Source organism: Williamsia sp. R60, assembly GCF_054063855.1.
In genome coordinates this window covers 1,399,446-1,412,966 of the sequence record NZ_JBSSGR010000001.1, presented here as the reverse complement: position 1 = coordinate 1,412,966, position 13,521 = coordinate 1,399,446, and the positions used below count along the sequence as shown (strand labels likewise).

Annotated in this window: 12 protein-coding genes and 2 pseudogenes; 5 read left to right on the top strand and 9 right to left on the bottom strand. The window is 64.6% G+C overall.

Annotated elements, in window-relative coordinates; genetic code table 11:
• Nucleotides 1-3: 3 nt before the first annotated feature.
• Entirely contained in the window at nucleotides 4-930 is a 927-nt protein-coding gene (locus tag ACVWY6_RS06375; protein WP_457536738.1) for an RluA family pseudouridine synthase, read from the bottom strand.
• Nucleotides 923-1,642: a signal peptidase II gene (lspA, locus tag ACVWY6_RS06370; protein WP_457536736.1), complete on the bottom strand. Its 720-nt coding sequence runs from the start codon at nucleotides 1,640-1,642 to the stop codon at nucleotides 923-925. Before lspA ends, ACVWY6_RS06375 begins: the two co-directional genes overlap by 8 nt.
• Here lspA and ACVWY6_RS06365 point away from each other — a divergent pair.
• Entirely contained in the window at nucleotides 1,634-2,617 is a 984-nt protein-coding gene (locus tag ACVWY6_RS06365; protein ID WP_023961047.1) for a hypothetical protein, read from the top strand. The two genes, lspA and ACVWY6_RS06365, sit on opposite strands and share 9 nt — an antisense overlap.
• A gap of 65 nt (nucleotides 2,618-2,682) precedes the next feature.
• On the opposite strand, the gene ACVWY6_RS06360 is transcribed toward ACVWY6_RS06365, so the two are convergent.
• Nucleotides 2,683-3,219: a hypothetical protein gene (locus ACVWY6_RS06360; protein WP_457536734.1), complete on the bottom strand. Its 537-nt coding sequence runs from the start codon at nucleotides 3,217-3,219 to the stop codon at nucleotides 2,683-2,685.
• A gap of 147 nt (nucleotides 3,220-3,366) precedes the next feature.
• Between ACVWY6_RS06360 and ACVWY6_RS06355 the strand changes: the two genes are divergently transcribed.
• Nucleotides 3,367-4,299, top strand: coding sequence for an asparaginase (locus ACVWY6_RS06355; protein WP_457536732.1), 933 nt, complete (start codon nucleotides 3,367-3,369; stop codon nucleotides 4,297-4,299).
• A gap of 135 nt (nucleotides 4,300-4,434) precedes the next feature.
• Here the strand turns inward: ACVWY6_RS06355 and ACVWY6_RS06350 are convergent, their stop codons facing one another.
• The 3 genes and pseudogenes from ACVWY6_RS06350 to ACVWY6_RS06340 form a co-directional block, all read right to left on the bottom strand.
• The gene (locus ACVWY6_RS06350) at nucleotides 4,435-4,632 is read right to left on the bottom strand and encodes a hypothetical protein (protein ID WP_457536730.1); all 198 of its coding nucleotides are present in this window, start codon (nucleotides 4,630-4,632) and stop codon (nucleotides 4,435-4,437) included.
• A 212-nt stretch (nucleotides 4,633-4,844) separates the two neighbouring features.
• A pseudogene (locus ACVWY6_RS06345) lies at nucleotides 4,845-5,924 on the bottom strand (DUF222 domain-containing protein); the annotation flags it as partial.
• A 135-nt stretch (nucleotides 5,925-6,059) separates the two neighbouring features.
• Complete coding sequence (locus ACVWY6_RS06340) at nucleotides 6,060-6,719, bottom strand: lysophospholipid acyltransferase family protein (protein WP_457536728.1); 660 nt, start codon at nucleotides 6,717-6,719, stop codon at nucleotides 6,060-6,062.
• 23 nt (nucleotides 6,720-6,742) lie between these two features.
• On the opposite strand from ACVWY6_RS06340, the pseudogene ACVWY6_RS06335 reads away from it, so the two are divergent.
• Together ACVWY6_RS06335 and ACVWY6_RS06330 are read left to right on the top strand one after the other, a co-directional pair.
• Nucleotides 6,743-6,931 (top strand): annotated as a pseudogene (locus tag ACVWY6_RS06335) (TetR/AcrR family transcriptional regulator); the annotation flags it as partial.
• Between the two features lie 99 nt (nucleotides 6,932-7,030).
• Complete coding sequence (locus ACVWY6_RS06330) at nucleotides 7,031-7,345, top strand: TetR-like C-terminal domain-containing protein (RefSeq protein WP_232232906.1); 315 nt, start codon at nucleotides 7,031-7,033, stop codon at nucleotides 7,343-7,345.
• A gap of 3 nt (nucleotides 7,346-7,348) precedes the next feature.
• On the opposite strand, the gene ACVWY6_RS06325 is transcribed toward ACVWY6_RS06330, so the two are convergent.
• On the bottom strand, nucleotides 7,349-8,710 hold the full coding sequence (locus ACVWY6_RS06325) for a DNA polymerase IV (protein WP_457536922.1): 1,362 nt from the start codon (nucleotides 8,708-8,710) through the stop codon (nucleotides 7,349-7,351).
• Between the two features lie 67 nt (nucleotides 8,711-8,777).
• Nucleotides 8,778-9,239, bottom strand: coding sequence for a nitroreductase/quinone reductase family protein (locus ACVWY6_RS06320; protein ID WP_062799509.1), 462 nt, complete (start codon nucleotides 9,237-9,239; stop codon nucleotides 8,778-8,780).
• A 114-nt stretch (nucleotides 9,240-9,353) separates the two neighbouring features.
• Between ACVWY6_RS06320 and ACVWY6_RS06315 the strand changes: the two genes are divergently transcribed.
• A complete protein-coding gene (locus tag ACVWY6_RS06315) occupies nucleotides 9,354-10,100 on the top strand; it encodes a TetR/AcrR family transcriptional regulator (protein ID WP_457536727.1) in 747 nt (248 codons plus the stop codon).
• Here the strand turns inward: ACVWY6_RS06315 and ileS are convergent.
• On the bottom strand, nucleotides 10,097-13,327 hold the full coding sequence (gene ileS / locus ACVWY6_RS06310; protein WP_457536725.1) for an isoleucine--tRNA ligase: 3,231 nt from the start codon (nucleotides 13,325-13,327) through the stop codon (nucleotides 10,097-10,099). The two genes, ACVWY6_RS06315 and ileS, sit on opposite strands and share 4 nt — an antisense overlap.
• Nucleotides 13,328-13,521 lie beyond the last annotated feature (194 nt).

Here is a 13,521-nt window from a genome sequence, read left to right as displayed (position 1 = left end):
CTGCTAGCCGGCACGCAATTCATCAAGCGCATGCTGCAGGTCGTCGGGGTATGGGCTGGTGAACTCCACGAGACGACCGTCGGAGGGGTGGGCGAACGACAGTGCGCGGGCGTGCAGCCACTGACGCTCCAGCCCCAGCCGTTTGGCCAGTACCGGATCGGCACCGTAGGTGAGGTCGCCGCAGCACGGATGATGAAGAGCCGAGAAGTGCACTCTGATCTGGTGCGTCCTCCCCGTTTCCAGATGAACGTCGAGAAGGCTTGCCGCGCGGAACATCTCGATGGTGTCGTAGTGGGTGATGCTGGGCTTGCCCGACGCGGACACCGTGAACTTCCAGTCATTGCCGCGACTGCGACCGATCGGGGCGTCGATGGTGCCGGTGGGCGGGTCCGGATGACCTTGCACCACAGCGTGATAGCGCTTGTCCACAGTTCGCTGCTTGAACGCCCGTTTGAGCAGTGTGTAGGCCCGTTCCGACGTGGCGACGACCATCACCCCGGATGTGCCGACGTCGAGGCGGTGCACGATGCCCTGCCGTTCGTGCGACCCGGATGTGGAGATCCGGAAACCCGCGGCAGCCAGTCCACCGATCACCGTAGGTCCGGTCCATCCCACCGACGCGTGCGCCGCTACGCCGACCGGTTTGTCGACCACCACGATGTCGTCGTCGGAGTAGATGATCTCCATGCCCTCGACCGGCTGGGCCTCGATGGTGAGCACGCGGGCCGGTGCCGGTAACAGCACCTCGAGCCATTGACCGCCGATAAGCTTGTGCGACTTGCCGACCGGCAAACCGTCGACGCTGATGTCCCCGTCGTCGGCGAGCTGAGCCGCCACCGTCCTCGACAATCCGAGCATGCGGGCAACGCCCGCGTCGGTGCGCATTCCGTCGATCCCGTCCGGGATCGGCATCGATCGTGATTCACGCATCAGGTGCCTGACGGTCGCTCTGAGTCGAGCCGGTCGCGGTGTCGGAATCGGAGCCGGTCCGGACAGGGTCCTCGGCGTCTTTTGCTCCACCCGAACGCGTTCCGTCGAACTCGAATCCGAACAGGGTGAGCACCACCAGACCGATCGCGCCGCACACCACGGCGGAGTCGGCAACGTTGAACACGGGCCACCAGCCCACCGACATGAAGTCGACCACATGGCCGCGCAACGGGCCTGGGGCCCGGAAGATGCGGTCGATCAGGTTACCGAGCGCACCGCCGAGCACCAGACCGAGACCGAGCGCCCACCAGATCGAGCCGAGCCGATGGCTGTAGCGGATGATCCCGGCGACCACGGCGAGCGCGATCAGCGTGAGGATCCATGTATATCCGGTGGCCATCGAGAATGCGGCGCCGCTGTTCCGTACGAGCTTGAAGGTGACGGTGTCGCCGATGATCTCCACCGGGTCGCCGGGTTCGATCAGGGCGACCGCGACGATCTTGGTGATCAGGTCGGCAACCAGCACGGTGACCGCCACGACCAAGAGGATCAGCCACATCCTGGGACGGGTGGGGTTGCCCGTCGTGCTGTCGGCCGGGGAGGGCGTGGGCTCGTTCGACGGCCGGGGTTCGCTCGACGGTCTGGACCCTTTCTCGCTTGTCACCTGTCCATCATCCACGACCCGGTCGATACGCTGGCTGCCGTGTCCCATCCAGCTCTGGCCCGCGCCACCTCCGGCCCCCTGTCGTCCCGTCTGCTCAGCACGCCGGTTGTGATCTCCGCGGTGACGGTTGTGGCGATCGGGCTCGCCGGTTGCGGTTCCGATGACGAACCGCCGCCTCCGCCGCCGTCGGGGTGCGCCACCGATTCGACGGCGGGTTCCAGCTCTGCGGCGCTCTTGCCGGTGCCTCCGGCGAAGGTCACGGTGGAGACGAACGGCGCCGAGCCCAGGTCGGTGCCGGTCGCGGGATTCGATCGCGGGACCGCGCAGTCGGCGAAGTTGGTCACCACGTCCACGTTTGCTTCTGCGACCGGGCAGCAGGATGCCGACTCGGGCGCGACCACGGTCGATCTGCCGATGACGGTCAGGGTCAACTGCACGGACGCAACAGACATCGATCTCCGGATCGGAGATGCAGGTTCCCCCGACACTGCCCTGGACCAGGCGCTCGAGGCCCAGAACGGCTCGCGCGCGGGCATGAGCATCGGGCCCGGCGTGGCGCCCATCTCCCTGCGAATACTACCGACCGAGAAAGCCGACGACAGTGCCCGCCAGGCCGTCGAAGAAGCGCTGGTCGCGACGCTGCAGCGGTCTGTGACCCTGCCGACCGAGCCGATCGGGGTCGGGGCGCGCTGGCAGGCCGTTCGGACGGTGAACGCCGGGGCGACGGTGCGTCAGACGATCACCGCCACTCTCACCGCCCGCGAGGGCGAGCGGCTGACCATCGACTACAGCATCGACGAGTCGCCCACCGACTCTGCGTTTCGGCTCCCCGACGGTGGCGTGTTGACCATCGACGCCTACTCGATGACGGGGGCCGGTTCAGTGGTGATCGACCTGGCCAGGGGCGTGCCGATTTCGGGCCAGCTGAAGATCTCTGGTGGCCGGACCCTCGTCGGTGCCGAGGGAGCACAACCGTTCAGTCAGCTGCTCGGCTTCGATTCGGCGTGGTCGCCGGCCAACTGACGTCGACACAAAAAAGCGCCGCAGACGACATGTCGTCTGCGGCGCTTTTGGTTCTGATGTGGGTGTCAGCTAGTTGCTGGGCACATCGGGCTCTTCTCGTTGGCTCCGCTGAGCAGCAGGCACACCGTCGTCTTCGACAGCTTCCAGCGTCCTTCGTTATAGGCGATCAGCGCCTCGACCTGCGTCTGCGGCTGGTCGGGGAAGTTGATCTTCACGTTGGCCTTGGCCTGGTTGGCTCCGGCGGGACGCACGGGGGCGACGATCTCGTAGGTGACGTCGGGGTTGGCCTTCATACCCGCGATCAGCTTGTCGAAGATTTCCGGATCCGCATCCGATCCCTCGACGAGTTCGGTCTTCTCGGTATTCGGGATGTCAGGGTTGAGCGCAACCTTCAACATGTCGTTGAGCGCGGCGGCCGTCGGCGGCTTCTTGGGGTCGGTGAGGCCGTCGGGGCCTGCGGAGCCGCTCGGTCCGGTTTCCGTGGTGGTGGAGGTCGTCGTGGTGGTCGTGGGGTCGCTGCTACCGCCGTCATCTGAACAGGCAGCGATGGAAACAAAGGCGCATAGTGCGACGCCGGCGGTCACGAACTTGCGAAGCTTCAAAATCCGTCCTTACTCATTGTCACCGCTACCACCGAAATGGAGGCAGTGAGAACTAGTCGGTCGGCCGCTTGGGCCGTCGGTCCTGCCCCACTATGCCAAAAACATGTCGAGTTGACGCATAGCGGTGAAGCCGTCGAAGCTGGCGGCGTGGTCAGAACACAACCTCTGGTGTCGATTCTCACCACTGGTGGCACCATCGCCAGTCGCCGATTTGCCGATGGCGCGCGTCCGGCGCTGGCAGCTGAAGAGATGGTGGCGGGCAGTGCCGAAGCCGGCGTCGAGCTTCGGACCCGCGAGGTGCTCCACCTCGATTCCTCGTCTCTGTTGCCGGAGGACCTCGACGCGGTGCGGTCGGCGGTGGCGGCCGAGCTCGAGGATCCATCGGTGACGGGCGTGGTGCTGACCCACGGCACCGACACCATGGAGGAGACGGCGATGCTCATCGATCTGATGCACGCCGACCCCCGGCCGGTGATCATGACCGGGGCCCAGCGTCCGGCGGATTCACCTGACGCCGATGGTCCCGCGAACCTGTCTGCTGCCATCGCTGCGGCGGCCGATCCCTTGTCTCGCGACCGCGGAGTTCTCATCGCAATGGGCGGCTCGCTGGTACCGGCTCGTGGCACCGCCAAGTTCGACAGTGCCGCCGATGTACCTTTTGCCACCGTGCGCCCGGATCTCCCCCGGCCTCTGCTCACGCCGACTTCCATCGCCAGCACGCGGGTGGACATCGTGATGTTGTATCCCGGCGCCGACCCCTCGATCATTGGTTGGTGCGCGGGCGCGGGCGCGTCGGGAATCGTGTTGGTAGCCACGGGTTCCGGTAACACGCACCCTCGGGTGGTGGATGCGGTGGCCGACGCCATCGGCCGTGGCGTTGTGGTGGTCGTGTGTTCCCGGGTTCCGCGGGGAGAGATCGTCGCGACATACGGCGGCGGTGGCGGCGCTGTTGATCTGGCCGCCCGTGGCGCGATCATCTCGCCGTGGTTGCGGGGGCCCCAGGCGCGAATTGCGTTGCAGGCGTTGCTCGCCGGTGGCGCAGGGCACTCCCATGTCGCGGCGTTTTTCGCCGCCGAGTAGACGTCCAGCCCCAGAGCAAATGCTGATCCCTCTGTTGCGCCTGGCCGACTGCTACTCGGAGAGAATTGTTGAATCGTCGCAGTCACCCGTGTCGTCACTGTCTGGGTTCGCCATTGACTCGGCCCGGTTGTCTTGCTAAAGCTGCAGGCGTTCTTGGCGTTCGTTGAGTGCCGCTTGGCGTTCGGCGATGATGTTCTGCCACGCCGCTTCGATGGTGTGATCAGCGTGGTGGGCCCGGTTGATCCGCGGTTGTTGCTCAGGGTCGATGTACTTCGGCGGGATCCAGGCGACTCGGCCGGCGTCGGGGCCGTCGGTGACCATGACGTCTGCCACTGATCCTTGCCAGGCCCGATCATCTTGTGGTGAGGCGGACACGCGGGCGCTAGCACGTCGATGTCAGTCAAGCCGCCATCGGCCCAGGCAGTGGTGTGATGGATTTCGGTCCAGGAAATCGGGTTACGACAGCCTGGGCTGGTGCAGCCTCGGTCTTTAGCGAATAGCGCCATCCGCTGGCCTTGTTGGGCGGTGCGTTTGGCGCGGGCGAAGTAGAGGACGTCTGCGGTGTGGTTGGCGAACACCGCCAACGACCAATCCGCCCGCGCCGCGAGTTCGAGAACGTCGCTGACTGGTACGTCTACTCCCGTAGCGGTATGGGCGATACCTGCGGCCTCGTCGAGTTGTTGTTTGGTCATGGTGATGATCACCTGCACCGGCAGGCCACGATGCGAAGTACCCAACAGCTTGTACTCGAGGATGGTCTTCAGGATTGCTTTGAACGCATCATGCTGACGCTGCGCCCTGCTCCGCGAATCACGCTCTGCCGCAACCTCAATGACCGCCGCGTCCATGCTCGGGTCGTCGACGGCACCCACGGGTGAGTTCGGATCGTCCGGGATGTTCATCCCTGGTGCGGCCCACACATCCATCACCGTCCGAAACAGTGCCAATGTCTGAGGGTCGAGGTTGCCGGTGATTTTGGCCATCATGTCCAACCCTTGCGGACCATCAGATAGACCACGGTTGCGTTTACGATCCGTGTCGTCGGTGAGTGATCCGTCCGGATCAACCCGCGCCAGGACTTCTCGCCCGCAGACTTCGAGTTCGGTGGGTCCCAGGGTGCGGGCGTTGTCGGTCATCCAGGCATCGACCACGTCATACACTTCCGGTGCTGACTTGTGCGGGATTTTGTCGCGAACTTTGAGCATCACATCCATATGCGCCAACCCAATCGCACCCTCAGCCAACGCTTGCGCGGCCGCCGGACACTTCGGTGACAGCGCCTCACCCTGCATCGACAACAACACACCAGCAGCATCAAGTGCCTTCAACCGTGACGAGGCATCACCACGAGACACCCGCAACTCACTCATCACAAACCGATGCAACGTCGAATGACCAGCCTTACGAAACAAGCCCCGATCATTCACCTCCTGCAACCGCTTGAGTCCCTGAAACGCAAGTGCCCGAACAACCCTCTCGTTCACCCGCACCAACTCAGCAACCTGCACATCATCAACATCAGCTGCTGACGCGGCAGCAATGTCAGCCAACACATCCTGCAACTGGCCATACTTCGCCACCAACAACGCAACCGGCGGTGGATCCACCGTCACCGAATCACTCATCGACAAGCCCCCCAGCCCTCGAACCCCTTTCACCAAGTCTACCAACAGAATCCGACATTGTCGAACACATGTTCGACCCCATTTCAGCCCCGCACCCGCCGCGAAAGAGAATCAAATGTGTTGGTAGAGGACCATTCACGCAGCGCGCTGCGTGTAGCTGTCGACATACTGCTGGCCCGACAATCGCGAGAGGGCCGCCATCAGATGGTCCGTGGCCTCACGTACATCCGTTGAACTATCGGCCGAAAACTGGGACAAGACAAGGGGCTGCCCGACTACGACGTCCACCTTGCCAGGCCGCCACAGCCGCGCGCCAGGAGGGTTCACGCGGTCGGTTCCCTTGAGCGCCAAAGGCACAACCGGCGCACCCGTCGCCAAGGCGACACGCATCACGCCGGTTCTCCCCCGGTGCAGCAGCCCATCTCTCGATCGCGTGCCCTCCGGGTGGATGCCCCACACGCCGCCGGCACCGACGATGGCAACAGCTTCATCGAGTGCGGAAACGCTTGCGGCACCCCCTCGGCGGTCAATGGAAAGTTGCCCGGTGGCCGAGAAGAACCACCGCTGCACACAGCCACGAATACCCGTGCCCGTGAAGTACTCCGCCTTGGCGACAAAGGTGACCCGGCGCGGCAACACGAGAACCATCAGCAGAGAGTCGACCACCGCCAAGTGGTTCGCCGCCACGATCACAGGTCCGGTCGGAGGGAAGTTCGACAACCCGACAACGCTTGGACGCGCGACGAGCCGCAGAAAGGGACCGATCAAGACATATTTGAAAATCCAGTACCACATGAATCGACCTCCTCTTGTAGACAATGTCTACACCGTTGGTAGACACTGTCTACATGGCGGATCCTCCAGATACAAGAGCGCTCTTGGTGCAGGCAGGCATCGAACTCGTCGACTCTGCGGGGCTCGCTTCGGTCGGACTCAGATCGATTGCGCGACACGCGGGCGTGTCACACGGAGCGCCAAGGCGTTATTTCCCCACTCACCGGAGCCTGTTGGCGGCAATCGCAGCGGCCGGCCTGGACGATCTGAAAACAGCTATGGCGGAGTCAGATTCGGAACCGTCTACTTCACCGAACACAACACTGTCAGCGATGGCTCGCGCTTACGTCGATTTCGCCGCATGCCGACCCGGGATGTTCGAACTGCTGTTCCGCCACGATCTACTCGAAGGTGGAGGCGAAAACCTGCGCGGCACGACGATCCCCATGCTCACGACCGTGGAGGGGCTGGTCGCGACCGTTGTCGGGCGCGACCAGGCGAGCAGCCGAGCCTTGTTGCTGTGGGCGTCGATACACGGAATTGCCACGCTGACCGCGACTCGCGCGCTCGACGTGTTCGAGACAGACCTCGACGCCATGGTGACCGATGCCGTGTTTGTCCACCTGCATACAGCCGTCGAGCAGTGACCGCTACTCATCCTCATTCGCGAACCGGAGATGTTCTTCCGGCCAATCCAGGCTGAGCAGCGGATTTGCCACTTCCAAATGCGGATCGTCCAGCGAGAACGTCTTGGCGAATCCCGGACCGCGACTTCGTGTTTCGAATCGAACCGTGACCCGGCCGTGACCGCTGCCCTGGACCCACCCGTGCCCGTACTCGCGATGGTGCACATCGTTGCCGGTGGTCCAACGCAGCCGGTCGGCATTGGGGTCGCGACCGCCCGGGTGGTACATCTCCTCCGTTGTCGATTCCGCGCTTGACTCTGGGGCCTCGAAAGTGGAGTCGAGCTCGGGGAACATCGCAAACTGCTGCACCGCGGTCAGTCCCGAGAAACCAACGCCGACAAGGCGGATGGGCCCGATCTCCTGGGGGTCCAACGCCAGGCGCTGCGCGGCTGCAGCGAGTACGGGCAGCTCGGTGGTCGCAGCCGCAAGAGTGGTCGACCGGGTCAGCACCGACATGTCCGACTTCTTCAGCTTGACCACCACCGTGCGCGAGCCCCGCCCATCGGCGAGCAGTCTCCGATGCGCAGACGTCGCAGCCCGCTCGACAGCACCGCGTAGATGCCCGAGGTCGGTGATGTCCTCGGCGAACGTCGATTCGGCGCTGATCTGCTTGGCCGATGCCCGTTCAGCGACCGGCCGGTCATCGATCCCCTGGGCCAGCAGGTGCAACCCGGGCCCGACGGTGGCACCGAGAACCGACGACACCTCCAGCGTCGACATTCGCGCGAGGTCTCCGATGGTGTCGATTCCCAAGCGCTGCAGTCGTTCCCCGGCGACCGGGCCGATGCCCCACAGTTTGCGCACGGGCAGCCGGGCGAGGAACTCGCGCTGCTCCCCCGGCGTCACCACCACCACACCGTCCGGTTTTGCCATACCCGACGCGATCTTTGCGATCTGTTTGCCACTCCCGGAGCCGACCGAGGCGGCCAAGCCCAGCTCGTCCCGAATACGGGCCCGGAGGCGCTCGGCAAATGCTGCGGCGACGTCGGCCGACGCGCCTGCCAGTTCGACCGGCTCGGCGAAAGCCTCATCGAACGACAACATCTCGATGACAGGAACCTGGGCGCGAATCAGGCCGAAGACCCGCAGGCTCACCGCCCGGTAGACGGATCCGCGGGGCGGGAGGACGACGGCGCCCGGACCGACCAGTCGACGCGCTTGGTGCATCGGCATTGCCGAGTGTGCACCGAAAACCCGCGCCTCATAACTGCAGCCGGCGACCACTCCTCGGCCGCCCAGTCCCCCGACCAGCACCGGGCGGCCTCGAAGTGTTGGACGGGTGAGCTGCTCGACAGATGCGAAGAACGCATCCATGTCGATATGCATCACCCACCGGGAACTGATGTTCCCGTCCTGCACCCGCACACAGTGATGGTATGCCCCGTTCGGCGGATCAGGGGACGTGCACCGGCGTCAGCTCGAACACGGGAATGGCCGGGCCCGCAGCGGTCAGTTCGTCATCGCTCGAGTCTGCGGAGATCTTGACGGGCATCAACGACGCAACCTCCCAGCCCCAGCGCTTGAGATACGGGCGAAGCACCGGCGGCTTGTCCGCATGGGCCAGCTCGGTGACGCGGTAGGTCGTCGAAGTCCGGCCACCGCGCAGTGTGCACTCCCCCGACGCCCGCACATTCCTCGCCCACTGAGTCTCTCCGCGAGCACCGATCAGGAATGTGCGACCGTCCAGGCGCAACGGGTTCACCGGGATGCGCTGGATCGCACCGGTCTTGCGACCGCGGACCTCGAGCGTGCGGGCGCCGGCGAGAGTGATCCCACGGTCGGCCATCCACGCGACAACCGAGTTGAACACGGCAACGGACTTACCAGGCTTGTTGTAGTGGGTCGCGGCGGTCATGGTGGCTCCTGGGTTTCTCGAGTTGATGAGAGCACTGCTCTCTGTTTCTCCGAGTGTGCGCCCCCGTCGCCAGAAATGCAAGAGCACTGCTCTCTTCTGTGTGAGGATGGTCGGGTGCCCCCGCAATCGCCGCACCGAGAGAAAACCGCGACGGAGTCGACACCGCGCGCGATGGCCCGCGCCCGCACGCAGGAACGCATCCTCGAACTCGGCCGAGATCATCTGGCTAGATATGGCGCTGCGGCGCTGTCGCTGCGTGCCATCGCACGCGACCTCGACTTGGTCTCGTCCGCCGTCTACCGGTACGTCGCCAACCGCGACCAGTTGTTGACGCTGCTGGTGGTGGATGCGTACACCGAGCTGGCAGATCACGTGGCGGAAGCCCACGAATCGGCCGCCCCGGACGCATTCCGGGAACGACTGATGGTCAGCTGCCAAGCTTTCCGACGATGGGCAGTGGCCGAACCGGCCCGCTACGCACTGCTCTACGGCAGCCCCGTGCCCGGCTACCAGGCACCCGCAGAACTGACCACCGAGCCGGGCACTCGCGTAGTCGGCCTGCTGCTGAAGACGTTGCAGCAGGCGGCATCTGCCGGGCGGATCGGAGATCAACCGAGCTATGGCGACCTACCAGGTGCCGGCTTCGCACCGATCAGAGACGAGTTCGCCCTCGACATCGACGACCAGCACGTTCATACGGCGATCCTGCTGTGGACCACCACGGTTGGGCTGACGAGCCTGGAAGTGTTCGGCCAGTTCGGATCCGAACCGCCGACCGATCTGAAGGTCCTGTTCGACCTCCAGATCGGCGGCGTACTCGATCGGATCGGACTCGGCCGCGACCAGTCGACGGGTGATTAACCGGCCGTGGTCGCCTTCACCAGCGTCGCCTGCACACCGTCACCCAAGGCCACCCACTCGCCGGCGGCGTTGCCGTCGTGACCGGCCACCAGGTCGAGCTCGACCGCAAGAACTTCCCCGGCGATCAGATCGCGGTGCCGCTGCGCCCACTCGACGTGGTTGTCGGGCACCGCGAGTGTCACGCGGATGCGGTCGGAAACATCCAGACCTGCCGCACGACGCGCTTCTTGCAGCTCGCGGATGCGGTCCTTGGCCCAGCCCTCGGCCTCGAGTTCCTCGGTGACGGACGTGTCCAGCACCACCAGACCCGCCCCGGCAGGCAGCTCTGCGGTCGACTCGGGCTGCACTGCAACGAGTTTGCGGGTGTACTCACCTTCGAGCAGCTCGATGCCGTCGGCGCTGACCACATCGACACCATCACGCTCGTCGATCGTGACGTTGCCGGCCTTGACCGCCTTGATGACGCGCTGGACGTCCTTGCCCAGACGGGGTCCGGCAACTCTGGCGTTCACCGCGAGCTCGACCCGGCCGTATTGGTCCGCATCGTCGGTCAGACGCACCGACTTCACGTTCATCTCGTCGGCGATCAGATCGGAATACGGCCTCAACCGCTCGGCATCGGCGGATGCGACGGTCAACGACGGCAGCGGGAGGCGCACCCGGAGCTTGTTCGCCTTGCGCAGACTCGACGCCACCGAGCAGACGGCCTGCACATCGTCCATCGCCGCAACCAGATCAGGATCGGCCGGCAATTCGTCGTCGGTCGGCCAATCGGTGAGGTGGACGGAGCGACCTCCGGTCAGGCCCCGCCAGATCGCCTCCGTGGCGAGCGGCAGGAGCGGCGCCGCCAGGCGGCAGGCCACCTCGAGCACGGTGTACAGCGTGTCGAAGGCCTCTGGCGCGTCGTCCTGGCCCGCCCAGAAACGCGAACGCGACCGGCGCACATACCAATTGGTCAGCGCATCGCAGAAGTGACGGAACTCGTCACACGCGCCCGCGATGTCATAGGTCTCCATCTGGCCGGTCATCACGTCGCGAGTGGCGGCCGCCTTGGCCAGGATGTACCGATCGAGCACATTGGTCGAGCCGGTACTCCACTGCGCAGGCCGGTCCGCATACAACTGCAGGAAGCTGTAGGCGTTCCACAGCGGTAGCAACGCCTGCCGAACACCCTCGCGGATGCCGCGCTCGGTCACCACCAGGTTGCCACCACGCAGGATGGGAGACGCCATCAGGAACCACCGCATGGCATCACTGCCGTCACGGTCGAACACCTCGTTCACGTCGGGGTAGTTGCGCTTCGACTTCGACATCTTCTGCCCGTCGTCGCCGAGCACGATGCCGTGGGCGGCAACGGTACGGAACGCCGGGCGGTCGAACAGTGCGGTCGACAGGACGTGCAGGTTGTAGAACCATCCGCGCGTCTGTCCGTTGTACTCGACGATGAAGTCACCCGGACTGTGTCCCGGTAGAGAGTCCGTTCCCTCGAACCAATCGGTGTTCTCGAACGGGTAATGCACCTGTGCATACGGCATCGAACCGGACTCGAACCAGCAGTCCAGCACTTCCGGAACCCGTCGCATCGTCGATTCACCGCTCGGATCATCAGGATTGGCGCGGGTGAGCTCGTCGATGAACGGGCGGTGCAGGTTGTCGGGACGCACGCCGAAGTCGCGCTCGAGCTCGTCGAGACTGCCGTACACGTCGACCCGCGGGTACTCGGGATCGTCGGACACCCACACGGGGATGGGCGCACCCCAGTACCTGTTGCGACTGATGTTCCAGTCCTTGGCCCCTTCGAGCCATTTACCGAACTGGCCGTCCCGGATGTGCTCCGGCGACCACTCGATCTGCTTGTTGAGCTCCACCATCCGGTCGCGGAACGTGGTGACCGCGACGAACCACGAGGGCACCGCCATGTAGATCAACGGCTTGCCCGACCGCCATGAATGCGGATAGGAGTGCTCGATGGTCTCGTGGCGCAGGATCTTGCCCGCGGCTTTGAGGTCCTTGATGATCACCGGGTTCGCGTCGAAGACCTGCAGGCCCTCATAGGGAGCGACCAGGCTCGTGAATCGCCCGCCCGCATCCAGTGGTTGCACCACCTCGATGCCGTACGCGGTCGCGAGCTCCATGTCCTCTTCACCGAAAGCCGGTGCGAGGTGGACGATTCCGGTACCGCTGTCGGTGGTGACGTAGTCGCCCAGCAGAACACGGTGCGCCCCCTCGTGATCCGCGAAAAAGTCGAACGGCGGGGTGTAGTGCACGTTCTCCAGTTCGGCACCTCGGTAGGTCCCCAGAACCTCGGGCTCCGAACCCAACTCACGTGCGTAGCTGCCGAGCAACGCGGTGGCGAGGAGGTACTGCTGCCCGTCCTCTCCGCGAACGTGACTGTATTCGAACTCCGGATTCACGGCGATGGCCAGGTTCGACGGCAGTGTCCACGGTGTGGTCGTCCAGATCAGGGCTTCCACCCCGTCGAGCGCGGCAGGACCGGTATCGCTGGGACGCAGGGTCATTCGCACCGTGACAGCCGGATCCTGGCGCATCTTGTAGGCGTCGTCGAGCTTGCTCTCCTGATTCGACAACGGAGTCTGCTCGTACCAGGAGTACGGCAGCACGCGGTAGCCCTGGTAGATCAGGCCCTTGTCATGGAGTGCCTTGAACGCCCACATCACCGACTCCATGAAGTCGATGTCGAGGGTCTTGTAGTCGTTGTCGAAGTCGACCCATCGGGCCTGGCGCGTCACGTACTCCCGCCACTCGTCGGTGTAACGCAGCACCGATGCGCGGCAGTAGTCGTTGAACTTCGCGACGCCCATGGTCTCGATCTGGGACTTGTCGGTGATCCCGAGCTGGCGTTCGGCCTCCAGCTCGGCAGGCAGGCCGTGGGTGTCCCAGCCGAAGCGGCGATCGACCTTCTTGCCTCGCATGGTCTGGAAACGCGGAACGAGGTCTTTCACGTAACCGGTGAGGAGGTGACCGTAGTGCGGTAGCCCGTTGGCGAAGGGAGGCCCGTCGTAGAAGACGAACTCAGGCGCGTCGGCACGGTTGTCGATCGAGGCCCGGAACGTGTCGTCGGCCTGCCAATAGTCGAGCACTCGCTTCTCGACATCGGGAAAAGACGGCGCTCCGGCCTTGGTTCCCCCGGTGAGATCGACCAGCGGGTACACGCGAGTTGCTGAGCCACTCGTCGATGGGGCTGATATCGGGTCCTGTGTGGTCACTACCGTCTCCTCGTGCGTCGGCTTTGCTGCCTGGCACGGGGACGAACCGATTAATCATCGGCCGCGGTACCACCCCGCTTGCGTCCGTGGGACGCCACTCGGTCGATCTGCCGGCGAGACGCCGGTAATCGTCGAGGCGTTGACGGGCCTCACCCGCCCGGTTCTACTGGGGACCGCCAGGGCGATCCTGTTCT

Coding starts and splice junctions, on each gene's coding strand:
- ACVWY6_RS06375 (WP_457536738.1), bottom strand. CDS start 930: ATGCGTGAATCACGATCGATGCCGATCCCGGACGGGATCGACGGAATG.
- lspA (WP_457536736.1), bottom strand. CDS start 1,642: ATGGGACACGGCAGCCAGCGTATCGACCGGGTCGTGGATGATGGACAG.
- ACVWY6_RS06340 (WP_457536728.1), bottom strand. CDS start 6,719: ATGTGGTACTGGATTTTCAAATATGTCTTGATCGGTCCCTTTCTGCGG.
- ACVWY6_RS06330 (WP_232232906.1), top strand. CDS start 7,031: ATGGCTCGCGCTTACGTCGATTTCGCCGCATGCCGACCCGGGATGTTC.
- ACVWY6_RS06325 (WP_457536922.1), bottom strand. CDS start 8,710: ATGCATATCGACATGGATGCGTTCTTCGCATCTGTCGAGCAGCTCACC.
- ACVWY6_RS06320 (WP_062799509.1), bottom strand. CDS start 9,239: ATGACCGCCGCGACCCACTACAACAAGCCTGGTAAGTCCGTTGCCGTG.